The following is a 23,183-nucleotide window of genomic DNA, read 5'->3' as shown; positions in this document are numbered from 1 at the left end:
GGTTGATAATCGTTCAGTGGCCATCTTACTTTGGCGGTTGGTTCATCTGGGATGAGGTGAGTTATGACAGCTAAACCTTAAGTTTCACTCCGTTTAAACACTAACTCGTTTTTCGCCGATAGCCCGGCATCAAACTCATAGCCTTCCAGATTAAAATCAATCAATTGCTCCGGTTTAGTCAATTTGTTCTGAATGATAAAACGACTCATCAGGCCCCGTGCTTTTTTGGCGTAGAAACTGATGATTTTATATTTACCATTTTTCTCATCCAAGAAGACCGGTTTAATCAGTGAACCCGCTAATTTAGCGGGTTTTACTGCCTTAAAGTATTCATCAGAGGCCAAATTAATCAGCACGTTATCGCCTTGCTGCTCTAATGCCTGATTCAGTTTCTCGGTTATCTGATCGCCCCAGAATGAATAGAGATCTTTGCCGTGTGGGTTTGCCAGCTTAATCCCCATTTCTAGCCGATAAGGCTGCATTAAATCGAGTGGGCGCAGCACGCCGTACAGGCCAGAGAGCATACGCAGATGTTGTTGAGCGAAATCAAAATCAGCGGCACTAAAATCTTGCGCCTGCATCCCGGTATAGACATCGCCTTTAAAAGCCAAAATCGCCTGACGCGCATTCTCTGGTGTAAAATCAGGTTGCCATTCACTGAAACGGGCAGCATTTAACCCCGCCAGTTTGTCGCTAATCCCCATCAGACTGCTAATTTGCGCGGGCGTCAGCTCACGGCAAATCTCGATAAGCTGTTGTGACTTATCCAACATTTCAGGCTGAGTAAATTTCTTGGTCGCCAATGGGCTTTGATAATCAAGGGTTTTGGCCGGGGAAATAATAATAAGCATAACGACATCCTATTTATCCAGATGACACACTGTAGCAAAAAGCCCCTGCCTTCTAAAAGAAGATTGGTCGATTGCTAAGATAGGTAGGCGGCTTTACTCATAAAGGATATAGTTTTAGCTAAATCGTCTCAGCACCACAAGAATGGACGAAGTTGCTATTAACCTGCCGGTTTCCGGCTGTTTTAAAAGGCGAAAACGGTTGCGACCCCAAGATAGCCCATTTGCGCTTTTTTTAATCAATTTTACTGCCTTGCACCGCGGCTTACGCATGTTATTATCAAGACAAGGCAGAGCGTCTAAATAGCCAATTGTGAGAAATGGCTAACATCGAAATGAGATGGTTAGCTGTTTTGACAGAGATAAACAGCGGCGACATGCCAAAAGTTCATGCACAAACGACGAGAAACGACAACATGACCGATAAACTTACTTCCCTACGTCAAATCACCACTGTAGTAGCAGATACGGGGGATATCGCGGCAATGAAACTGTATCAGCCGCAAGATGCAACCACCAACCCATCTCTGATCTTGAATGCTGCTCAAATTCCTGAATACCGCAAACTGATTGATGAAGCTGTTGCTTGGGCTCGCGCGCAAAGCAGCGACCATGCTCAACAAATTGTTGATGCAACAGATAAGTTAGCTGTCAATATTGGTTTGGAAATTTTAAAACTGATCCCAGGCCGTATTTCTACTGAAGTCGACGCTCGTCTGTCTTATGACACGGTTGCTAGCGTGGCAAAAGCGAAACGCCTGATCAAAATGTATAACGAAGCCGGTATCAGCAATGACCGTATTCTGATTAAACTGGCCTCCACTTGGCAGGGTATCCGTGCTGCGGAACAGCTAGAAAAAGAAGGCATCAACTGTAACCTGACTCTGTTGTTCTCCTTCGCTCAGGCGCGTGCTTGTGCTGAAGCGGGTGTGTTCCTGATTTCACCTTTTGTTGGCCGTATTCTTGACTGGTACAAAGCTAACGGTGACAAAAAAGAGTTCGCGCCAAACGAAGATCCGGGTGTTGTTTCCGTTACCGAGATTTACCAGTATTACAAAAAGCACGGTTATAAGACTGTGGTGATGGGCGCAAGCTTCCGTAATCTGGGTGAAATCATTGAGCTGGCTGGGTGTGACCGCCTGACTATTGCACCATCACTGTTGAAAGAATTGGCAGAGAGCGAAGGCCCGGTAGAGCGTAAATTAGCTTATACCGGTGAAATTCAGGCGAAACCAGCACCGCTGACGGAAGCTGAGTTCTACTGGCAGCATAATCAGGATCCAATGGCGATTGATAAACTGGCTGATGGCATCCGTAAATTTGCTATCGACCAAGGCAAACTTGAGAAAATGATCTCTGATTTGCTGTAATCTCTCTTGCTTGCGGTAAGTTATTATCCGCAGCTATTTGATGAAAAGGTGGCGTAAGCCACCTTTTTTATTGCCTGCTATCCATGCTTGAGTGCCGTGTCCATAACGCTGTATATGCTATTATTCGCCACAGATAACAGGATTTTCGTCGAGGTAGTTACATGAATACATTACGTATCGGTTTAGTTTCCATCTCTGATCGCGCATCGAGTGGGGTATATCAGGATAAAGGTATTCCAGCACTGGAAGAGTGGCTGACCAGCGCATTGACCACACCATTTGAAATAGAAACTCGCCTTATCCCTGATGAGCAAACGCTAATTGAGCAAACTTTGTGTGAGTTGGTCGATGAAATGGGCTGCCATTTGGTGTTGACCACCGGCGGAACAGGCCCAGCAAGGCGTGATGTGACTCCAGATGCCACTTTGGCTATTGCCGATCGTCAGATGCCCGGTTTTGGCGAGCAGATGCGTCAAATCAGCCTTCATTTCGTTCCTACCGCGATATTATCCCGCCAAGTCGGGGTTATCCGTAAGCAAGCATTGATTATTAACTTACCTGGGCAACCTAAATCCATCAAAGAGACCCTTGAAGGTGTAAAAGACGCACAGTCAAACGTGGTGGTTGCCGGTATTTTTGCTAGTGTGCCTTATTGTATTCAATTATTGGATGGCCCTTACGTCGAAACTAACAGTGAAGTGGTAGCGTCTTTTCGTCCTAAGAGTGCCATTATTGGTGCATAAGACTAAATTAGAGTTTTTTATAGCATAAAACTCCATTATAACCGTGTGGGGAATTTTGTACGGTATAGTCATGTTTACTTTACAAAAAGTTGGAAATGTTTTTCTTCCCCTACTCTGGTTTACTACGGTGTCATATGCCTCAAGAACACAACTCAACTCAAAACGACTTATCCCAGCCTCATGTTGACCAACAGCATAATCATAATCGCCGGTTAAATAAGCAGGATTATAAAACACTGACTCTGGCTGCTCTTGGCGGCGCGTTAGAATTTTATGATTTCATCATCTTTGTCTTTTTTGCGGCGGTCATTGGGGATCTGTTCTTCCCAACAGATATGCCTGAGTGGCTGCGTCAGGTCCAGACATTCGGCATTTTTGCTGCGGGTTATTTGGCGCGCCCGTTGGGTGGCATTATCATGGCACACTTTGGCGATCTGGTCGGTCGCAAGAAAATGTTTACGCTGAGCATTTTGCTGATGGCATTACCAACATTGGCGATTGGTATGCTGCCGACTTACGCATCAATCGGCATTGCAGCTCCTTTGTTGCTGTTATTAATGCGTGTGTTACAAGGTGCGGCGATCGGGGGAGAAGTTCCCGGAGCATGGGTCTTTGTCGCAGAACATGTTCCACGCCGACGCGTAGGTATTGCCTGCGGTACGTTAACGGCAGGTTTAACCGCAGGGATTTTATTAGGTTCTCTGGTGGCTACCGCGATGAATACCACATTAAGCCATCAAGCCATCTTGGATGGTGGTTGGCGTGTGCCGTTCTTCTTGGGTGGGATTTTTGGCTTGTTCGCCATGTACTTACGCCGTTGGTTGCAGGAAACACCTATCTTCAAAGAGATGCAGGCACGTAAAACTTTAGCAGACGAATTGCCTTTGAAATCGGTTGTCGTCAATCATAAGAAAGAAGTGTTTGTCTCAATGCTGCTGACCTGGCTGCTTTCTGCCGGTATTGTGGTTGTTATTCTGATGACGCCAACTTATTTACAGAAACAGTTCGGTGTTCTGCCAGCTCTGGCATTGCAGGCAAACAGTCTGGCCATTGTGGCATTAGTCTTTGGCTGCGTGATTGCGGGGTTGGCTATCGATCGCTTCGGAGCCAGCAAAACCTTTATTGTCGGTAGCTTGATGTTGGCTGCGTCGACATGGTCGTTCTATCACACCAATTTGACTGATCCGAGCCAACTCTTCAGCCATTATATGATGGCTGGATTTTGTGTCGGCATTGTCGGTGCCGTGCCCTATGTCATGGTTCGCGCATTCCCGGCAGAAGTTCGCTTTACGGGTATCTCTTTCTCTTACAATGTGGCCTACGCTATTTTTGGCGGATTGACGCCCATTGTTGTGACCTTATTGATGAAGGTGACACCAATGGCTCCAGCGTATTACATGTTGTTATTATCGCTGGTGGGGTTGTTGCTGGGCGTTTATCTGCGTAACGATATTAACAGCGATGTGAAAGTTCAGATGACAAAGAAAGTGATGGGCTGAGTCGTAACACCATTAATTAATTTTGCTAAATAGCCCATCACGTTATGGGCTATTTTTTTACCCTTAGAATTTAAAATTCGGTTCTAAAATTAAAACCGACCTTTTGCTTGACCCGGGCAGATGGTTGGGAAATGACTTCAGAAAATAATGTTCTGGCACCTAGCTGCTGTAAATATCGAGCTAATTCTCTTACTGCGGTGGTTCCTGCCCCTCTGACTGTACCTTCACGGTTGGGAAATAATATATACTCAGGCTGAGTTGCTGATGCCACGAGTTCAACCTCGTCTCGGCTATTAAAACGGTCAGCAAGAACAACCGCTATAATTCTCCCGCGTAATTTGACAATCACATAGATTTCACCTGGCCGGTGAATCATTAGTCTTCGATGAATGATCCCAGTGACAATATGCCCGGCGTGCAGGGTTTTGCTGAGACCAGAATCTTCGTCACTGGTACTTTGGTCAAAATGAGCCCCTTGATATTGTTGCCCCCATTGAGCAATAGTTTCACTGAGTTTTTTTCGCATGGCTTGAGCATTTTTAATTTCAGCATCTGAGAGTCTTTGTTCTTCTTCTGGAGGAAGTGTTGGCAATATTTCCACTTCAAATTCTAATTCAGGTTGTTCAACAGGCTCTCCTTGAGTCATGATGACAGGATGAGTTGGTACGTATATGAATGTCTCAAGCAATAACTCATAAATACCGAGCGGCAGTAATTCTACGACTGCTGGTGTATCATCAGATGTGTAATAAAAGCTGTAGGTTAAATAACTAAGCTGGGCATAGTCGAAGGCCGTTTTGATGTGACCTAGTTCGTTTTCAGTATTTTGCTGTGTGACTTTTTCTTTTATTGCTTGGCTGAATCGCTTTTCGACTTCTTGGTTTTCTACTGCAACGCCAGAGCTTCCTGTTCTGATAATAGAATCTACAATTCGAGAAAAATATTCAGAATTCCATGTTTCTAAACTCTGACCAAACAATAAAGTGAAGTCAGTCATAATATCTAGCGTCCAATCAATACAGTTAGGTCTTATTTGGCGAGTCTGACGGGCATTGAGTAAAGAATAGATAGAAACCATACAGGTTTTCGCCGCTGCAGGTAAGCTCAGTGATTGGTTTTGTTTAGTATTATCAATATAGGTTAATGACAGAAAGTTACTTGCATCATCTTTGTTTAACATTTCTATTGTAGAACTGGCCTCTTGCTTAAGGGGAGGGCTGTTACCAGCAATGTGTAGTGTTTTCCCTTTTGTACTGCTACTGAAATATTGTACTGCATTGAAAACAATCCCATCGAGTTGTTGGCATTTCCCTTGAGTAAGATAGTTATAGATGTTTAAAAATGGAATGAATGCGCATATTATTTGACTGGTTTGGGTCAGATCCCTTTTTCCCCAATGTTTATTACCTGTATCTGCTGTGAGTATGGTTTTAGCTAAGACTAAGGGTTTTCTAACGTTGTAATTTGCTAATTCTATCACTGGATTTTCATTTTCTTTCTTTAACCATTCAAACGATATAATAGGAGATATGTCGATTAACTGATTATTTAATGTCTGTACATATTGAGTTTGTACCGTTCCATTTTTTATTTGTATAATAAACGAAAGTTTGTCTATGTGTTTATAACGGTCAAAAGAAAATTTATTAATCATTTTTTGGTCAGAAAAGATAATTTGCCTATCAATTATGCTAATGTTGGGGCCGTCAAATAAGCTAATACTATAATTATCATCTTCACCTAACCCTTTACTGCTAAACACAAACAGCACTTGTTTGTTCGGTAAACGATCATCATCCCAGTACTGACCAAATGCATCGGACAGCTCCATACTTCGATCGGATATAATGACACATTGCTGGTCACAACTCATATCTGTGCTTTTTGAGGCTCTAACACCAGTTATGTCATCGTGCATTCCCAGTGCTTTTAAATCTTCATCGTTCGCACTCTCTGTTAATTTAAAAAAAGGAATATTAAAATCATCGTTTTTATATATTGTCGCCATCATTCTTTGAGGGATTTTTATCGATTTAGTGCTGTCATTTCTTATTAGTAAGACATGGCGTTCAGAGTCAACTATTCCTTGGCTGTCATGATAGAAATCAATCTGTTGGTTTGATGATAAACAAGTACTATCACCCTGGAATTGATCTTCTGTATAAAAACAAATTGCAGGTTCTACCTGATATGAACCTATTTTTTGGTAAAAACCAGATGATTTTAATGCTTGCAGGTTAATGTCATTTTTAAAAGTTTTTTTTGTACCCGAAAAGTTAGTGCCAGTATAAAGAGTAATAACCATCCCCGGAGGGACTGAAATAGAGGCAATTCCATGATCAAAATCGTCATCATAATGATAAATCGACTTTGACTCACTTTCAGCAGCACAAAATGATTTTCCATCAAAATCAGCAAAGGCATAAAAACAGATTTTTGCCTCAGTTGAATAGACGGGGTTTGATATCATGCATATAATGCTTATTAATAGTTTTATGGCGATGCTCATCTACGCCCCTTGGATTTGTTTGTTTTCGATCCATATTATTCGCTAGATTTTGATATTATATTATGAGCTATTCGTTTGCTTTATCTATTTTCATTATTCTATTTAATTATTTTATAGTATTAATGATTTATTCAATTTTTTAGACTTCATAAGTCAATAATGAGTCTGAGTAACTCATCGCGGTATAAATAAAAATAAGCATAAAAAAGCCCCCTAAAATCATATTTAGGGGGCTGTAAAATATTACTTTGCTAAGTAGGCTGTAATTAAACTACAGCTTGTACCTGTAGCGCTTGGCTTGGTTCACCAATTGGCAGAACGGTACGACCATACTGTTCGTTCAATACTTCTGCCATTGCCAGATAAATGGCGCTCGCACCACAGATAATGCCTTCGAAACCAGCGAACACCAGCAGTGAGTGGTTACCGGTGAAGTTGCCAATGGCCAACAGAGCAAACAGCAGTGTCAGGCTGCCGAAAACAAACTGTAAGGCACGGTTTGCAGGTAGCGTCCCGAAGAACATAAACAGCGTGAAAATACCCCATAGCCCTAAGTAGACGCCAAGGAATTGCGCATCAGTGGCTTCTGCCATGCCCATTTTGGGCAACATCAGCAAACCAACCAGACTCAACCAAAATGCACCGTATGAAGTAAATGCTGTCGCGGCAAAGGTATTGCCCTTTTTGTACTCCAGCATACCCGCTAGAATCTGTGCCAGACCGCCATAAAAAATTCCCATACTCAAAATAACAGAGGTTAAGGGAAAGAAGCCTGCATTGTGCAGGTTAAGCAAGACGGTAGTCATCCCAAAGCCCATCAGGCCTAATGGGCCAGGATTCGCCAACTTGGTGGTGTTCATAAGTCCTCTGCAAGTAACAGAATGCTAATAAAAAAGGATAATTATCCGAATAAGTATAAAGCGCCTGAATGACTAAAAAGTCGTCTATTCCCTCAGTGCGCGCGGCATCATAATGATCCGCGCGATTGGAAACAATGATCTTGAGGGTGATAAAAAGTAATTTTTTTTCATCTTCCCCCTTGATGCTGAGTTTCGTGGCCCCATCTTATTCCCAACCGCAGGGACTAATCGTGGATCAGCGGAGGCATACATCAGTAGAATTCTGAGTGTGAGAACATTGATTGTAAAAATATGGGCAGTTGAAAATACACAATCCGCCCACATATAGATTAGTAACTTGACCGAATATGACTTTTTAGTGGAGGCGTTCTAGATGGGTAAAATTATTGGTATCGACTTGGGTACTACCAACTCTTGTGTAGCAATTATGGATGGCACTACTGCGCGTGTGCTTGAAAACGCCGAAGGCGATCGCACAACGCCTTCTATTATCGCGTATACCCAAGATGGTGAGATTCTGGTTGGTCAACCAGCTAAACGTCAGGCTGTCACTAACGCAGAGAATACACTGTTTGCGATCAAGCGTTTGATTGGCCGTCGTTTCCAGGACGAAGAAGCGCAGCGTGATAAAAGCATCATGCCGTACAAAATCATTGCAGCTGATAATGGTGATGCTTGGTTGGAAGTTCGGGGCCAGAAAATTGCACCACCGCAGATTTCTGCTGAAGTGCTGAAGAAAATGAAAAAAACGGCTGAAGATTATCTGGGCGAACCAGTGACTGAAGCGGTTATTACTGTACCTGCATACTTTAACGATGCTCAGCGTCAGGCAACTAAAGATGCTGGCCGTATCGCAGGTCTGGAAGTAAAACGTATCATCAACGAACCAACCGCAGCGGCCTTGGCCTACGGTCTGGATAAAGAAGTCGGTAACCGTACTATCGCGGTTTATGACCTCGGTGGTGGTACTTTCGATATCTCAATTATCGAAATCGACGAAGTTGATGGCGAAAAAACCTTTGAAGTGTTGGCAACCAACGGTGATACCCACTTGGGTGGTGAAGACTTCGATAGCCGTCTGATCAACTATCTGGTTGATGAATTTAAGAAAGATCAGGGCATGGATCTGCGTACCGATCCACTGGCAATGCAACGCCTGAAAGAAGCCGCTGAGAAAGCAAAAATCGAGCTGTCTTCTGCCCAGCAGACCGACGTCAACCTGCCGTACATCACAGCAGATGGCAATGGTCCTAAGCATATGAATATCAAAGTGACTCGTGCGAAACTTGAGTCACTGGTAGAAGATTTGGTAAACCGCTCAATTGAACCACTGAAAGTGGCTCTGCAAGATGCTGGTTTATCTGTTTCTGACATTCAGGACGTTATCCTGGTTGGTGGTCAGACTCGTATGCCAATGGTTCAGAAGAAAGTTGCTGACTTCTTCGGTAAAGAGCCACGTAAAGACGTTAACCCAGATGAAGCTGTAGCTATTGGTGCGGCAGTGCAGGGTGGTGTTCTGTCTGGTGAAGTGAAAGACGTTCTGCTGTTGGACGTAACGCCACTGTCACTGGGTATTGAAACCATGGGTGGTGTGATGACTCCGCTTATCACTAAAAACACCACTATCCCAACTAAGCACAGCCAGGTGTTCTCTACTGCAGAAGACAATCAGTCTGCGGTAACCATCCATGTGCTTCAGGGTGAGCGTAAACGTGCTCAGGATAACAAATCACTGGGTCAGTTCAATCTGGACGGCATCCAGCCTGCACCTCGCGGCATGGCGCAAATCGAAGTCACCTTCGATATCGACGCCGACGGTATTTTGCATGTGTCTGCTAAAGACAAAAATACCGGCCGTGAGCAGAAGATTACCATCAAGGCATCTTCTGGTTTGAACGAGGAAGAGATCCAGAAAATGGTACGTGATGCTGAAGCTAACGCCGAAGCTGACCGTAAGTTTGAAGAACTGGTACAGACCCGTAACCAAGCTGACCACCTGATTCACGGTACTCGTAAACAGTTGGAAGAGGCTGGTGATAAGCTGCCGGCAGAAGACAAAACTGCAATCGAAGATGCGATGAAAGCGCTGGAAGCAGCTCTGAAAGGCGAAGACAAAGCTGAAATCGAAGCGAAAACTCAGGCTCTGGTGCAGGTTTCTGGCAAGTTGTTGGAAATGGCCCAGCAGCAGCAAGCTGCCGCAGGTGGTGATGCTGGCGATACCAGTGCTAAGAAAGAAGACGACGTCGTAGACGCCGAATTCGAAGAAGTGAAAGATAAAAAATAATCGCCCTTAAGCGGGCACAGCAGTGGTAGGCCTTACTGTTGCTGGAAACCAGCACGGGCGTCGAGGAAACTCTACGCCCGTGCACGCATGTTAAGGGTAGGAAAAAAAGAGAATGGCGAAGAGAGATTATTACGAGGTTTTAGGCGTTAAAAAGGACGCCGATGAACGTGAAATCAAAAAGGCCTATAAACGCCTGGCGGTAAAGTATCACCCGGACCGTAACCAGGACGAGAATGATACCGGCGAAAATTTCAAAGAAGTTAAAGAAGCTTACGAAATTCTGACTGACCCGCAAAAACGTGCAGCTTACGACCAGTATGGTCATGCCGCCTTTGAACAAGGTGGTATGGGCGGCGGCGGTTTTGGCGGCGGCGGTGCCGATTTTAGCGACATTTTTGGTGATGTTTTCGGTGATATCTTTGGCGGTGGCCGTCGTCAACGTGCCTCCCGTGGTTCGGATCTGCGTTACAACATGGATCTGACACTGGAAGAAGCTGTCCGGGGTGTGACCAAAGAAATCCGTATCCCGACGCTAAATGAATGTGATGTTTGCCACGGTAGCGGTGCTAAACCAGGTAGTTCCCCTGTCACATGTTCGACTTGCCGTGGTGCAGGTCAGGTACATATGCGCCAAGGGTTCTTTACCGTGCAGCAGGCATGTCCGACTTGTCATGGCAGCGGTCAAATCATTAAAGACCCGTGCAATAAATGTCATGGTCATGGTCGTGTTGAGAAATCTAAAACACTGTCGGTTAAGATCCCGGCGGGCGTGGATACCGGTGACCGCATTCGTTTAAGTGGCGAAGGTGAAGCAGGCGAACACGGTGCACCAGCGGGTGATTTATACGTTCAGGTTCAAGTCAAAGCGCACCCAATCTTCGAGCGTGAAGGCAATAACCTCTATTGTGAAGTGCCTATTAACTTTGCAATGGCAGCCTTGGGTGGCGAGATTGAAGTCCCGACGCTGGATGGTCGGGTTAAGCTGAAAGTCCCTGCGGAAACCCAAACCGGCAAGCTGTTCCGTATGCGCGGTAAAGGGGTTAAATCTGTTCGTGGTGGTAGCCAAGGTGACTTGCTGTGTCGCGTTGTTGTTGAGACACCAGTCCATTTGAGCGAAAAACAGAAGCAACTGTTACGTGAGCTGGAAGAAAGCTTTGTCGGTGCGGCGGGCGAGAAAAACAGCCCTCGTTCTAAAAGCTTTTTAGATGGTGTTAAGAAGTTCTTTGACGATCTGACCCGCTAGTCGTGATTTAGTGGTTAATCCGCTAATAAAGTAGATGAAAATTAAAATCCTCGATACATATCGGGGATTTTTTTCATCGTCAAAGATGACTACCTGTGATGTACATCCCTAATCACTCGGCTTTACCGAGCATTTGTTGCTATAAAAACGACTTTTTTCGAGCTAATGATTATCCTAAAATTTATGAATTGATTTGCCGAGCATTTGCTCACTGTCCGATGTAAGGAGTTATTCATTGTGACAAACATGATTCGTCAATTTTTGCGCCAAGAGGCCGCAGGCGGCTTAATCTTGATTTTTGCCGCGGCTGTGGCTTTATTTATGGCTAACAGCCCACTTCACGGGATTTATCAAACATTTCTTGATGTACCCGTGTCGGTAAAGATTGCGTCACTGGATATTAGCAAGCCACTATTGCTGTGGATTAACGATGGCTTAATGGCGATATTCTTCCTGGTTGTCGGGCTAGAAGTGAAGCGCGAGTTAATGGAAGGCTCGCTCGCTGGGCGCGATAAAGCTGTTTTTCCTGCAATTGCGGCCCTCGGTGGTATGTTGGCCCCCGCGCTCATCTATTTACTGTTTAATGGCGCGGATGAAGTGACCCGCCAAGGCTGGGCAATTCCGGCTGCCACCGACATTGCCTTTGCGCTGGGGGTGATGGCCCTACTGGGGAACCGAGTTCCAACCAGTTTGAAAGTCTTTTTACTGGCATTGGCCATTATTGATGACTTGGGCGTGATCATCATCATTGCGTTGTTCTATACCCACGAAGTTTCACTGCCGGCCTTGGGGATTGCCGCCGCAGCCATTGCGTTGCTGGGTTATATGAACTGGCGCGGAGTTGGGAAAACATCGGCTTACCTGTTGGTCGGGTTGGTTCTGTGGGTCTGCATTTTGAAGTCTGGGGTTCATGCAACCTTGGCCGGTGTGATTGTGGGCTTTATGATACCGCTTCATACTAAAGACAAACGTTCGCCTTCAGAATCTCTGGAACATGGGCTACATCCGTGGGTAGCTTATTTGATTTTGCCATTATTTGCTTTTGCCAATGCGGGTGTTTCATTGCAAGGTGTCTCCCTCGCAGGGCTGACATCACTACTGCCTCTTGGGATTGCGAGCGGCCTGTTTATAGGTAAACCATTGGGGATTTTCCTCTTTAGTTGGTTAGCGGTTAAGTTAGGGATTGCTAAACTGCCTGATGCAATAAACTTTAAGCAGATTTTTGCAGTCTCGGTGTTATGCGGTATCGGCTTCACGATGTCGATATTTATTGCTTCGCTGGCATTCGAAGGCGCAGACATTGCTTTGACGACGTATTCTAAGCTGGGCATATTACTGGGCTCGACCACCGCCGCAGTTGTGGGCTATGGCTTGCTACGTTTGGCCTTGCCAGAGAAGAAAAAGCAACGAGCTGATTAATAGTCATATTGCATGAATAGTTGATAGCCAGTGCCACTTGTCATGGCACTGGCGTTTTATTTGATGGATTTCCCGGCTTTCAATTTGTGAAGTCTCGGAACAGGGAATGTTTGTCGTGCATGGAGCGGTTTGGCTCTGCGATATGTTAAGGAGATAACAACATGCGAATGTCACATATCAATTTCAATCATTTGTATTATTTTTGGCAGGTTTGTAAGGAGGGGTCAGTCGTTGGCGCGGCCGAAGCCTTATTTCTGACACCACAAACGATTACCGGGCAAATTAAAGCATTGGAAGAACGCTTGGACGGCAAGCTATTTAAGCGCCAAGGGCGGGGACTTGTGCCATCAGAATTGGGGCAATTGGTTTTTCGCTATGCCGATAAGATGTTTATGCTCAGTCATGAAATGTTGGATATCGTTAATTACCGTAAAGAATCTAACTTGCTATTCGATGTCGGTGTTGCAGATGCATTATCCAAGCGGCTGGTTAGCCAAGTGCTAGAAACTGCTGTGGCAGACCACGGAGAAATTCATCTTCGTTGTTTCGAATCGACCCATGAAATGCTGCTAGAGCAATTAAGCCAACATAAACTGGATATGATTCTATCGGATTGCCCGGTCGATTCCAGCCAGCAAGAAGGACTGTTCTCCGTGAAACTTGGGGAGTGCAGTGTTAGTTTTTACTGTCGTCAGCCTGTTCCTGATTTACCGTTTCCAGCATGTTTAGAACAAAAACGCCTGTTGATCCCTGGACGTCGTTCAATGTTGGGGCGCAAGTTATTGAATTGGATTAACAGTAAAGGGTTGAAAGTGGAGATTTTGGGGGAGTTTGATGATGCGGCATTGATGAATGCCTTTGCGCTCTATAACAATGCCATTTTTGTTGCACCAACCATTTATGCTGCTGATGCTTATGCCCAAGATGACAAGATTATAGAAATTGGTCGCTTAGATAATGTACAGGAAGAGTATTACGTTATTTTTGCCGAGCGTATGATCCAGCATCCGGCGGTGAAGAGGGTGTGTAACAAGGATTTTTCTGCGCTTTTTAGCAGCTGAGATTTTAGGCTAAAAAAGAATGTAAAAAAACCGGCCTAGGCCGGTCTTTTTACTAAGCAGTCGACGTAATGCAATTACTGCATTGCGTTGATTTGCGCTACTAAGTTTGACTTATGGCGCGCTGCTTTGTTTTTGTGGATCAGACCTTTGCAGGACTGACGATCCACGATTGGTTGCATTTCATTAAATGCTTTTTGCGCTGCGTCTTTATCGCCAGCTGCAATTGCCGCATACACCTTCTTAATGAAGGTACGCACCATTGAGCGACGGCTAGCGTTATGCTTGCGGCGTTTCTCAGACTGTACGGCGCGTTTCTTAGCTGATTTGATATTAGCCAAGGTCCAACTCCCAAATATATTCTATTGAGGACAATTCAAAGGCCGAGGAATATGCCCTTTTAGCCTTCGTTTGTCAATGGATTTGTGCAAATAAGCGCCGTTTGTACGGGCGGCACTTGCTACGTTGTGATGGAGCGGGATTTTACCAGCTTCGCGCTGCGGAATACAGTCTTTCGAAAGAAAATTCCACAGTTCACTGCCTCACAGGGATTCGACGGCGGTTCTTGTAAAAATCTCAACCTGCTTCTGTATTCAACGGCGTGCGTATTCTACAGGATAAAGTCAGTAAAAGGGATTTTACCTGCAGATAATTGGCAAAATGGTATGACTTTCGGTTAAAGGTGCCAATCGCGGGTTAACCTTAACCGCTGTACAAGGTATAATCCGGCGATTTCCACTGTTTTGAGCCAGCTATGGAGCTAATTCGCGGTATACATAATATCCGGGCACGCCACCATGGTTGCGTGCTAACTATCGGTAACTTTGATGGTGTCCATCGCGGACATCAGGCCCTATTGGAGCAGCTAAAGCGCGAAGGTCAGCGTTTAGGTTTGCCCGCTATGGTAATGATATTTGAACCGCAACCACTGGAATTGTTTGCAGCAGAGAAAGCACCAGCACGGCTGACGCGTTTGCGCGATAAAGCGAAATATCTGGCCGAAGCCGGTGTTGACTATTTATTGTGCGTTAAGTTTGATCCGCGTTTTGCGGCGAATACTGCGCAAGCTTTCGTTGCTCAGTTGCTGGTAGAGAAGTTGGGTGTTAAGTTTTTAACCGTTGGTGATGATTTCCGTTTTGGCGCAGGGCGTCAGGGAGATTTTCAGCTATTACAGCAGGCGGGTGCTGAATTTGGTTTTGATGTTATCAGCACGGACAGCTTCTGTGATGGCGGGCTGCGTATCAGCAGCACCGCGATTCGTCAGGCACTTAATGACGACGATTTGGTGTTGGCCGAGACACTGCTAGGCCACCCATACAGTATTTCTGGCCGTGTAGTTCACGGTGACGAACTGGGGCGCACAATTGGCTTCCCGACGGCAAATTTGCCGTTAAAACGTTTAGTTGCTCCAGTCAAAGGAGTGTATGCGGTTGATGTTTATGGCTTGGGTCCAAAGCCATTACCCGGTGTTGCCAATATTGGCACTCGGCCTACTGTTGCGGGTATTCGCCAGCAGCTAGAGGTTCATCTGCTTGATGTAACAATGGATCTTTATGGGCGCCATATTGATGTGGTGCTACGCGCGAAACTGCGCAACGAACAGCGTTTTGCTTCGCTCGATGCGTTGAAGCAGCAAATCGCCAATGATGTGGTGACGGCCCGAACATTTTTCGGGCTAAAGACACCGGTTTAATATTTCTAGCCGAAACGGAACCGAGAATCTAATGAGTGACTACAAGAATACCCTGAATTTGCCTGAAACAGGGTTCCCGATGCGCGGCGATCTGGCTAAGCGTGAACCTGACATGCTGAAACGTTGGTATGAGCAGGATCTGTACGGGATTATTCGTACGGCCAAGAAGGGTAAAAAGACCTTTATTTTGCACGACGGCCCTCCATATGCGAACGGCAACATTCACATTGGTCACTCTGTTAACAAAATTCTCAAAGATATTATTGTTAAATCGAAAGGAATGGCTGGCTACGACTCACCTTATATCCCAGGTTGGGACTGCCACGGTCTACCGATCGAGTTAAAAGTTGAGCAGTTAATTGGTAAGCCGGGCGAGAAGGTCAGTGCTGCAGAGTTCCGTGCTGCCTGCCGGAAATACGCGGCTGAACAAGTTGAAGGTCAGAAAGCAGACTTTATCCGTCTGGGTGTGCTGGGCGATTGGGACCATCCTTACCTGACGATGGATTTCAAGACTGAAGCCAATATCATTCGTGCACTGAGCAAAATCATTGATAACGGTCACCTGCATAAAGGCGCGAAGCCAGTGCACTGGTGTACCGACTGTGGTTCGTCATTAGCTGAAGCAGAAGTCGAATATTACGATAAAACATCTCCGTCAATTGATGTGCGTTTTAATGCCGTCGATACAGCTACCGTGAGCGCAAAATTTGGTGTAACTCAGGTCAACGGCCCGATTTCACTGGTTATCTGGACCACCACCCCGTGGACCTTGCCTGCCAACCGTGCAATCTCACTGAATGCTGAATACATTTATCAATTGGTGCAGATTGAAGGTGAATGCCTGATTTTAGCCGCAGATTTGGTTGAAAGTGTCATGAAGCGTGCAGGTATCACCCAGTGGACTGTTCTGGGTAGCTGCAAAGGTGCTGATCTTGAACTGCTGCGTTTTGCACATCCGTTTATGGGCTTTGATGTGCCAGCGATTTTAGGTGACCATGTGACTCTGGATGCCGGTACTGGCGCGGTTCACACTGCACCAGGCCACGGTCCGGATGACTTTGTTATCGGCCAGAAATACGGTTTAGAAGTTGCCAACCCGGTAGGACCGAACGGCTGCTACTTGGCGGGAACTTACCCTACGCTGGATGGCTTGTTTGTCTTTAAAGCTAACGATGTGATTGTTGATCTGCTGCGCGAAAAAGGCGCATTGCTGAAAGTAGAAAAACTGGTCCACAGTTATCCATGCTGCTGGCGCCACAAGACACCAATCATTTTCCGTGCGACCCCACAGTGGTTTATCAGCATGGATCAAAAAGGGTTGCGTAAGCAGTCTTTGGAAGAGATCAAAGGCGTGCAATGGATCCCGGACTGGGGTCAGGCACGTATCGAGACCATGGTAGCAAACCGCCCAGATTGGTGTATCTCACGCCAGCGTACTTGGGGCGTACCGATGTCTCTGTTTGTTCATAAAGAGACGGAAGTGCTTCACCCACGCAGCACTGAGCTGATGGAAGAAGTGGCCAAGCGCGTAGAGCAAGATGGTATTCAGGCGTGGTGGGATCTTGATCCTGCTGAGATCTTAGGTGCGGATGCTGCTGACTACGTCAAAGTTCCTGACACACTGGATGTCTGGTTTGACTCTGGCTCAACCCATTCCTCAGTAGTGGATGTGCGCCCTGAGTTCAATGGTCATTCTCCAGATATGTATTTGGAGGGTTCCGACCAGCATCGCGGCTGGTTTATGTCGTCATTGATGATTGCGACGGCGATGAAAGGTAAAGCACCTTATCGTCAGGTGCTAACGCATGGTTTCACCGTTGATGGTCAAGGGCGTAAAATGTCCAAATCCATCGGTAACACCATCAGCCCACAAGATGTAATGAATAAACTGGGTGGCGACATCCTGCGCCTATGGGTGGCATCAACCGACTACACTGGCGAAATTGCTGTTTCTGATGAAATTTTGAAACGCTCTGCTGATTCCTATCGCCGTATCCGTAACACTGCGCGCTTCTTGCTGGCGAACCTTAACGGATTCGATCCCGCACAGCATCAGGTGAAACCGGAAGATATGGTGGTGGTAGACCGCTGGGCAGTCGGGCGAGCGCAAGCGGCTCAGGCCGAGATTATGGCCGCGTATGAAAATTACGATTTCCACTTGGTTGTGCAGCGTCTGATGCAGTTCTGTTCTGTAGAAATGGGTTCTTTCTATCTCGATATTATCAAAGACCGTCAGTACACCGCGAAAGGCGACAGTGTTGCCCGTCGTAGCTGCCAGACCGCCTTATTCCATATCGCAGAAGCGTTGGTTCGCTGGATGGCACCCATCATGTCCTTCACCGCAGATGAAATCTGGAATCAACTGCCAGGTCAACGTCCTCAGTATGTCTTTACTGAAGAATGGTATGAGGGGCTGTTTGGGTTGGCAGGCGATGAAAGCATGAACGATACTTTCTGGGCCGAGCTGTTAAAAGTGCGTGGCGAAGTGAACAAGGTGCTAGAACAGGCGCGCAGCGACAAACGTATTGGTGGCTCGCTGGAAGCAGCAGTAACCTTGTTTGCCACACCTGAACTGGCCGAGCGCCTGAACAGCTTACAAGATGAATTGCGTTTTGTGTTGCTGACTTCCGGCGCTAAAGTTGCAGACTATGCCGACGCGGGTGACGATGCGCAGCAAAGTGAATTAATTGCTGGGCTGAAAATTACCTTTAATAAAGCCGATGGTGAGAAGTGCCCGCGTTGCTGGCATTACACGCAAGACATTGGTTTGGATGCGGTTCATGCAGAGCTGTGCGGCCGCTGTGTCACTAACGTTGCCGGAGACGGTGAAGAGCGTAAGTACGCCTGATGAGTAAACCTATTTGTTCGACCGGATTGCGCTGGTTATGGCTGGCTGTACTGGTGGTGATTTTGGATCTCGGTAGCAAACAGTGGGTCATGACTCACTTTGCTCTGTATGAATCTGTGCCGCTGATTCCTTTTTTCAACCTGACCTATGCCCAGAATTTTGGTGCAGCATTTAGCTTCCTTGCGGATAAAAGCGGTTGGCAGCGTTGGTTCTTTGCGGGGATAGCGATCGGTATTTCAGTCATATTGATGGTGCTGATGTATCGTTCTACCGCCAAACAACGCCTGCTCAATTGCGCTTATGCGCTGATTATCGGTGGCGCATTAGGTAACTTATTTGATCGTATGGTGCATGGTGCGGTAATCGACTTTATCGATTTTCACGTCAATAACTGGCACTTCCCAACATTCAACATCGCCGATACAGCTATTTGTATCGGTGCTGCGTTGGTGATATTTGAAGGCTTTTTAAGTCCGGCTGAAAAAACGGCCATGAATAAAGGTGAGTGATATGTCCGAGCAGGAACAAAGCCATCAAGTACAAGAGGGGAGCGCCGTATTAGTGCATTTCACTCTGAAGCTGGAAGATGGCTCAACGGCAGAATCCACTCATATTCACGGAAAGCCTGCGTTGTTTCGCTTAGGTGATAACAGTCTTTCCGATGCGCTGGAACAGCAGTTGATGGGTTTAAATGTGGGCGATAAGCACGCTTTTACCTTGCAACCTGAAGATGCCTTTGGTTTGGAAAGTCCGGATTTGATTCAGTATTTTACTCAACGTGATTTTGCACAAACCGGTGTACCAGATGCCGGAACCATCATGCTGTTTACCTCCCGTGATGGCAGTGAAATGCCAGGCGTTGTGCGGGAGGTCGCAGATGAGTCCATTACTGTTGATTTTAATCACCCGTTGGCCGGGCATGTCATCAGCTTTGAAATTGAAGTGCTGGAGATTGACCCCCAACAGGAGGCTGTCCATGCAGATATTGCTGGCTAATCCACGCGGCTTTTGTGCCGGAGTTGATCGGGCTATCAGTATTGTTGAGCGCGCGATAGAAATGTATGGCGCGCCAATTTATGTACGTCATGAAGTGGTGCACAACCGTTATGTGGTGGATAGCTTGCGTGAGCGCGGCGCTATTTTTATCGAGGATATCGCAGAGGTGCCAGATGGCTCCATTCTGATTTTCTCGGCCCATGGTGTGTCGCAAGCGGTTCGGGCAGAGGCTCGAGCGCGTGATTTAACCATGTTGTTTGATGCCACCTGCCCATTGGTGACAAAAGTTCATATGGAAGTCGCGCGCGCTAGCCGCAAAGGGAAAGAGGCTATCTTGATTGGCCATGCTGGTCATCCTGAAGTGGAAGGTACTATGGGGCAATACAGTAACCCGAAAGGGGGAATGTATTTGGTTGAATCTCCGGATGATGTTTGGAAACTGAAGGTTAAAGACGAGAATAATCTCTGCTTTATGACTCAGACAACATTGTCAGTTGATGATACCTCTGCTGTCATTGATGCCTTACAGCAGCGTTTTCCGAAAATAATCGGTCCACGTAAAGATGATATCTGCTACGCCACCACCAATCGGCAGGAAGCCGTGCGGAATTTGGCGAATGATGCGGATGTGGTTTTGGTGGTCGGCTCGAAAAACTCATCTAACTCTAACCGCTTGGCCGAGTTAGCACAGCGTATGGGTAAAGCAGCTTATCTAATTGATTCTGCGGATGATATTAAAGAGTCTTGGTTGCAGGGTGCAACATGCATTGGTGTGACTGCAGGTGCATCAGCTCCTGATATTCTGGTGCAGCAAGTTATTGCACGCTTGCAAGCCTTCGGCGCAAGCGGGTCAGTTGAACTGCGCGGCCGTGAAGAAAATATCGTTTTTGAAGTACCTAAAGAATTACGCGTTGAGGTTAAACAGATCGATTGATTGATGTTTATTCTCTCTGACAAGTATTTGTTACTGTCTATCAAGCAGCCCTTAGTGGCTGCTTTTTTTACGCCTGGAAGGGGGCTTTATCGTTACGACGTATAGAACCGCACTACAAAGTAGTACGAATGATAGAATATATAGCATCATAATTGCATGAATATGCGAAATAGCCGTTATTCCCGAAATGAAGGGGATGGCGCAGGATTAGGATAAATTGAGTATCTGATTAACTGTAGCCCCCGTGGGTTTACGAGTTAATGAATGTAATGTAAGGAATTAAGTGGTTTCACTGATAAAAATGAGTGTATATCATTTTTTTCTAATACAGATTAAATAGGCTGGCAGAGTCCACTGCGGGCAGCTAATCTGAACCCTTGTCAGGGCAGATGACACAATATTGGGAGAACTAATGACTGATTCAACAATTCGTATCGCGGTGGTCGGCGCGGGTGGCCGCATGGGACGACAGCTTATTCAGGCAATTACACAGACGCAAGGTGTTGTTCTGGGGGCTGCTGTTGAGCGCGTAGGCTCCTCATTAGTGGGAAGCGATGCGGGTGAGCTGGCTGGTACGGGTTTACTGAACATCGTGGTTAGTGATGATTTATCTAAAGTGACTGATCATTTTGATGTGTTGATCGACTTTACTCGCCCAGAGGGCACGTTGGAGCACTTGGCAATTTGCCGCCAGCACCGTAAGGCCATGATTATTGGTACGACCGGTTTTGATGATGCAGGTAAAGCCGCTATCGCTGATGCAGCAACTGATATTGGTATCGTGTTTGCCGCAAACTTTAGTGTCGGGGTGAATGTGGTGCTTAAGCTGCTGGAAAAAGCGGCCAAAGTGATGGGCGATTATACTGATATTGAGATTATCGAAGCGCATCATCGTCATAAGGTTGATGCGCCATCAGGTACTGCACTGGCAATGGGTGAGGCGATTGCTAATTCTTTGGGGCGTTCACTGAAAGATTGCGCGGTTTATAGCCGTGAAGGCCATACCGGAGAACGCCAGCCAGGCACAATTGGTTTTGCAACAGTGCGAGCAGGTGACATTGTCGGGGAACATACGGCGATGTTTGCTGATATCGGTGAGCGAGTTGAAATCACCCATAAAGCCACGAGTCGTATGACTTTTGCTAATGGTGCCGTTAAATCAGCTGTTTGGGTCTCTAAGTTTGATAATGGTCTATTTGATATGCGAGATGTACTGAATTTGAATGAACTTTAAAGGTGTAAAGCACAGCCAGTGATGTGGTTGTTTTATCATAATTGTTTGATAACAGGGCGATATTTTATCGTCCTTTTTTATTTTCTATTAAAAATATAATCTATGTATCATTTTCTGTATCAAATGCTTACTTTTATATGTCTAATCTCTATTTTCTACTGTTTGTCCTTCTTGTTCAGCACTTACGCTCACTTTCCTCTCTTTAGAATGATATTTTGCAGCCACTCCACCTCGCAACCGTTTACTATGTTAAGTTAGCTTGTGTTTTTGCCGCTATAATCGACTCATTTTAATGAGAAGCGCAAAAAACAGAGAAAAAATGGCACTTTGGCTAGACAAGAGCGTCACTCATCATTAAAATGCGCCCAATTTGCCAAAAATTAGCTTTGAGGGCGGTTTTTGCATTGATTTAGATCGCTAGATATGAATTAATATGCAAATAATGTGACTGTTTATTCCTTGGAGGGTGTTTTGATTAAGTCAGCGCTATTGGTTCTCGAAGACGGAACCCAATTTCACGGTCGGGCCATCGGGGCAGAGGGTACGGCAGTGGGGGAAGTGGTCTTCAATACGTCGATGACCGGTTATCAAGAAATCCTCACTGATCCTTCCTACTCCCGCCAGATCGTCACTCTTACTTATCCCCATATCGGCAATGTCGGCACTAATGCCTCCGATGAAGAATCCTCCGCAGTACACGCCCAAGGTCTTGTTATTCGTGACCTACCATTGATTGCTAGCAATTACCGTAATGAAGAAGGCTTATCCGAATATCTCAAACGCCACAATATTGTGGCGATTGCAGATATCGATACCCGTAAGCTGACTCGGTTGCTGCGTGAGAAAGGCGCACAAAACGGCTGCATTATTGTGGGTGACTTATCTGATGCCGCTTTGGCGCTGGAAAAAGCAAAAGCGTTCCCTGGTTTGAAGGGGATGGATCTGGCGAAAGAAGTGACCACCAAAGAAGTTTATCACTGGCTGCAAGGTAGCTGGACGCTAGAAGGTGATTTACCGGCGGCGAAGCAAGCTGAAGAGTTGCCATTCCACGTCGTGGCATACGACTATGGTGTGAAACGTAATATCTTGCGCATGCTGGTGGATCGCGGTTGCCGCTTGACGGTTGTTCCGGCACAAACGCCAGCTGAAGACGTGCTGAAATTGAATCCAGATGGCATCTTCTTATCAAACGGCCCCGGGGACCCAGAGCCATGCGATTATGCTATCGCAGCGATTAAGCGTTTCTTAGAAACAGATATCCCGGTGTTTGGTATTTGCTTAGGCCACCAGTTGTTGGCTCTGGCGAGCGGCGCGAAAACGGTAAAAATGAAATTCGGTCATCACGGTGGTAACCATCCAGTGAAGGATTTGGATGCAAACTGTGTGATGATCACCGCACAGAACCACGGTTTCGCTGTTGATGAGACGACATTACCGCCCAATTTGCGCACCACACACGTCTCCCTATTCGATGGTTCCCTGCAAGGGATTCACCGCACTGATAAAGCAGCGTTCAGCTTCCAGGGACATCCTGAAGCTAGCCCTGGGCCGCATGATGCCGCTCCGTTGTTTAATCACTTTATCGAACTGATTGAAGCCTATCGCGCATCATCAGCAAGCACTAATAGCAAGTAATCAGGAGCTA

The 23,183-nt window shown here is 46.1% G+C and carries 18 protein-coding genes; 14 read left to right on the top strand and 4 right to left on the bottom strand.

Features of this window, described 5'->3' with window-relative positions:
* Window positions 1–77 precede the first annotated feature (77 nt).
* Window positions 78–851, bottom strand: a complete 774-nt coding sequence (gene yaaA, locus ACIOG0_RS18420; RefSeq protein WP_050100115.1) for a peroxide stress protein YaaA — start codon at window positions 849–851, stop codon at window positions 78–80.
* Between the two features lie 413 nt (window positions 852–1,264).
* Here yaaA and tal point away from each other — a divergent pair, with 413 nt between their 5' ends.
* From tal to ACIOG0_RS18405, 3 genes are all read left to right on the top strand, one after another.
* Window positions 1,265–2,218, top strand: coding sequence for a transaldolase (gene tal / locus ACIOG0_RS18415; RefSeq protein ID WP_050100116.1), 954 nt, complete (start codon window positions 1,265–1,267; stop codon window positions 2,216–2,218).
* Between the two features lie 161 nt (window positions 2,219–2,379).
* Window positions 2,380–2,961, top strand: a complete 582-nt coding sequence (gene mog / locus ACIOG0_RS18410; RefSeq protein ID WP_050100117.1) for a molybdopterin adenylyltransferase — start codon at window positions 2,380–2,382, stop codon at window positions 2,959–2,961.
* 134 nt (window positions 2,962–3,095) lie between these two features.
* Complete coding sequence (locus ACIOG0_RS18405; protein WP_050100119.1) at window positions 3,096–4,460, top strand: MFS transporter; 1,365 nt, start codon at window positions 3,096–3,098, stop codon at window positions 4,458–4,460.
* 70 nt (window positions 4,461–4,530) lie between these two features.
* On the opposite strand, the gene ACIOG0_RS18400 is transcribed toward ACIOG0_RS18405, so the two are convergent.
* Window positions 4,531–6,969 carry a GNAT family N-acetyltransferase gene (locus ACIOG0_RS18400; protein WP_404704886.1) on the bottom strand — a complete coding sequence of 813 codons (2,439 nt, stop codon included), beginning with the start codon at window positions 6,967–6,969 and terminating at the stop codon, window positions 4,531–4,533.
* Window positions 6,970–7,235: 266 nt separating this feature from the next.
* Window positions 7,236–7,829, bottom strand: coding sequence for an acetate uptake transporter (gene satP / locus ACIOG0_RS18395; protein ID WP_050101727.1), 594 nt, complete (start codon window positions 7,827–7,829; stop codon window positions 7,236–7,238).
* A gap of 373 nt (window positions 7,830–8,202) precedes the next feature.
* Here satP and dnaK point away from each other — a divergent pair, with 373 nt between their 5' ends.
* The 4 genes from dnaK (at window position 8,203) to nhaR (ending at window position 13,836) form a co-directional block, all read left to right on the top strand.
* Window positions 8,203–10,113, top strand: a complete 1,911-nt coding sequence (dnaK, locus tag ACIOG0_RS18390) for a molecular chaperone DnaK (RefSeq protein ID WP_050101728.1) — start codon at window positions 8,203–8,205, stop codon at window positions 10,111–10,113.
* A 112-nt stretch (window positions 10,114–10,225) separates the two neighbouring features.
* Window positions 10,226–11,356 carry a molecular chaperone DnaJ gene (gene dnaJ / locus ACIOG0_RS18385; protein WP_019211140.1) on the top strand — a complete coding sequence of 377 codons (1,131 nt, stop codon included), beginning with the start codon at window positions 10,226–10,228 and terminating at the stop codon, window positions 11,354–11,356.
* A 237-nt stretch (window positions 11,357–11,593) separates the two neighbouring features.
* On the top strand, window positions 11,594–12,775 hold the full coding sequence (gene nhaA, locus ACIOG0_RS18380) for a Na+/H+ antiporter NhaA (RefSeq protein WP_050140876.1): 1,182 nt from the start codon (window positions 11,594–11,596) through the stop codon (window positions 12,773–12,775).
* A gap of 161 nt (window positions 12,776–12,936) precedes the next feature.
* A complete protein-coding gene (gene nhaR, locus ACIOG0_RS18375) occupies window positions 12,937–13,836 on the top strand; it encodes a transcriptional activator NhaR (RefSeq protein ID WP_050101730.1) in 900 nt (299 codons plus the stop codon).
* Between the two features lie 74 nt (window positions 13,837–13,910).
* Here the strand turns inward: nhaR and rpsT are convergent, their stop codons facing one another.
* Entirely contained in the window at window positions 13,911–14,174 is a 264-nt protein-coding gene (gene rpsT / locus ACIOG0_RS18370) for a 30S ribosomal protein S20 (protein ID WP_002220715.1), read from the bottom strand.
* Between the two features lie 413 nt (window positions 14,175–14,587).
* Here rpsT and ribF point away from each other — a divergent pair, with 413 nt between their 5' ends.
* The 7 genes from ribF (at window position 14,588) to carA (ending at window position 23,173) form a co-directional block, all read left to right on the top strand.
* The gene (ribF, locus tag ACIOG0_RS18365) at window positions 14,588–15,526 is read left to right on the top strand and encodes a bifunctional riboflavin kinase/FAD synthetase (protein ID WP_050101732.1); all 939 of its coding nucleotides are present in this window, start codon (window positions 14,588–14,590) and stop codon (window positions 15,524–15,526) included.
* A 31-nt stretch (window positions 15,527–15,557) separates the two neighbouring features.
* Window positions 15,558–18,374 (top strand): isoleucine--tRNA ligase, encoded by a 2,817-nt coding sequence (gene ileS, locus ACIOG0_RS18360; RefSeq protein WP_128451289.1) that lies wholly within the window; start codon window positions 15,558–15,560, stop codon window positions 18,372–18,374.
* Window positions 18,374–18,883, top strand: coding sequence for a signal peptidase II (lspA, locus tag ACIOG0_RS18355; RefSeq protein WP_050101737.1), 510 nt, complete (start codon window positions 18,374–18,376; stop codon window positions 18,881–18,883). The genes ileS and lspA overlap by 1 nt, the downstream gene beginning before the upstream one ends.
* 1 nt (window position 18,884) lies before the next feature.
* Window positions 18,885–19,370: an FKBP-type peptidyl-prolyl cis-trans isomerase gene (gene fkpB / locus ACIOG0_RS18350; RefSeq protein ID WP_128451288.1), complete on the top strand. Its 486-nt coding sequence runs from the start codon at window positions 18,885–18,887 to the stop codon at window positions 19,368–19,370.
* On the top strand, window positions 19,351–20,304 hold the full coding sequence (gene ispH, locus ACIOG0_RS18345) for a 4-hydroxy-3-methylbut-2-enyl diphosphate reductase (protein ID WP_050296353.1): 954 nt from the start codon (window positions 19,351–19,353) through the stop codon (window positions 20,302–20,304). The genes fkpB and ispH overlap by 20 nt, the downstream gene beginning before the upstream one ends.
* Before the next feature lie 412 nt (window positions 20,305–20,716).
* The gene (gene dapB / locus ACIOG0_RS18340) at window positions 20,717–21,538 is read left to right on the top strand and encodes a 4-hydroxy-tetrahydrodipicolinate reductase (RefSeq protein WP_128451287.1); all 822 of its coding nucleotides are present in this window, start codon (window positions 20,717–20,719) and stop codon (window positions 21,536–21,538) included.
* Between the two features lie 471 nt (window positions 21,539–22,009).
* Window positions 22,010–23,173, top strand: a complete 1,164-nt coding sequence (gene carA / locus ACIOG0_RS18335) for a glutamine-hydrolyzing carbamoyl-phosphate synthase small subunit (RefSeq protein WP_050101743.1) — start codon at window positions 22,010–22,012, stop codon at window positions 23,171–23,173.
* The last annotated feature ends 10 nt before the right edge of the window (window positions 23,174–23,183 follow it).

This window comes from Yersinia vastinensis (assembly GCF_044905075.1).
Taxonomy (GTDB): Bacteria; Pseudomonadota; Gammaproteobacteria; order Enterobacterales; family Enterobacteriaceae; genus Yersinia; species Yersinia vastinensis.
This window is presented reverse-complemented; position numbering and strand designations above follow the sequence as displayed.

Excerpts from the sequence above, each read along its gene's own strand:
- yaaA (WP_050100115.1), bottom strand. The coding sequence starts at position 851 with ATGCTTATTATTATTTCCCCGGCCAAAACCCTTGATTATCAAAGCCCA.
- tal (WP_050100116.1), top strand. The coding sequence starts at position 1,265 with ATGACCGATAAACTTACTTCCCTACGTCAAATCACCACTGTAGTAGCA.
- mog (WP_050100117.1), top strand. The coding sequence starts at position 2,380 with ATGAATACATTACGTATCGGTTTAGTTTCCATCTCTGATCGCGCATCG.
- ACIOG0_RS18405 (WP_050100119.1), top strand. The coding sequence starts at position 3,096 with ATGCCTCAAGAACACAACTCAACTCAAAACGACTTATCCCAGCCTCAT.
- ACIOG0_RS18400 (WP_404704886.1), bottom strand. The coding sequence starts at position 6,969 with ATGAGCATCGCCATAAAACTATTAATAAGCATTATATGCATGATATCA.
- satP (WP_050101727.1), bottom strand. The coding sequence starts at position 7,829 with ATGAACACCACCAAGTTGGCGAATCCTGGCCCATTAGGCCTGATGGGC.
- dnaK (WP_050101728.1), top strand. The coding sequence starts at position 8,203 with ATGGGTAAAATTATTGGTATCGACTTGGGTACTACCAACTCTTGTGTA.
- dnaJ (WP_019211140.1), top strand. The coding sequence starts at position 10,226 with ATGGCGAAGAGAGATTATTACGAGGTTTTAGGCGTTAAAAAGGACGCC.
- nhaR (WP_050101730.1), top strand. The coding sequence starts at position 12,937 with ATGCGAATGTCACATATCAATTTCAATCATTTGTATTATTTTTGGCAG.
- ribF (WP_050101732.1), top strand. The coding sequence starts at position 14,588 with ATGGAGCTAATTCGCGGTATACATAATATCCGGGCACGCCACCATGGT.
- ileS (WP_128451289.1), top strand. The coding sequence starts at position 15,558 with ATGAGTGACTACAAGAATACCCTGAATTTGCCTGAAACAGGGTTCCCG.
- lspA (WP_050101737.1), top strand. The coding sequence starts at position 18,374 with ATGAGTAAACCTATTTGTTCGACCGGATTGCGCTGGTTATGGCTGGCT.
- fkpB (WP_128451288.1), top strand. The coding sequence starts at position 18,885 with ATGTCCGAGCAGGAACAAAGCCATCAAGTACAAGAGGGGAGCGCCGTA.
- ispH (WP_050296353.1), top strand. The coding sequence starts at position 19,351 with ATGCAGATATTGCTGGCTAATCCACGCGGCTTTTGTGCCGGAGTTGAT.
- dapB (WP_128451287.1), top strand. The coding sequence starts at position 20,717 with ATGACTGATTCAACAATTCGTATCGCGGTGGTCGGCGCGGGTGGCCGC.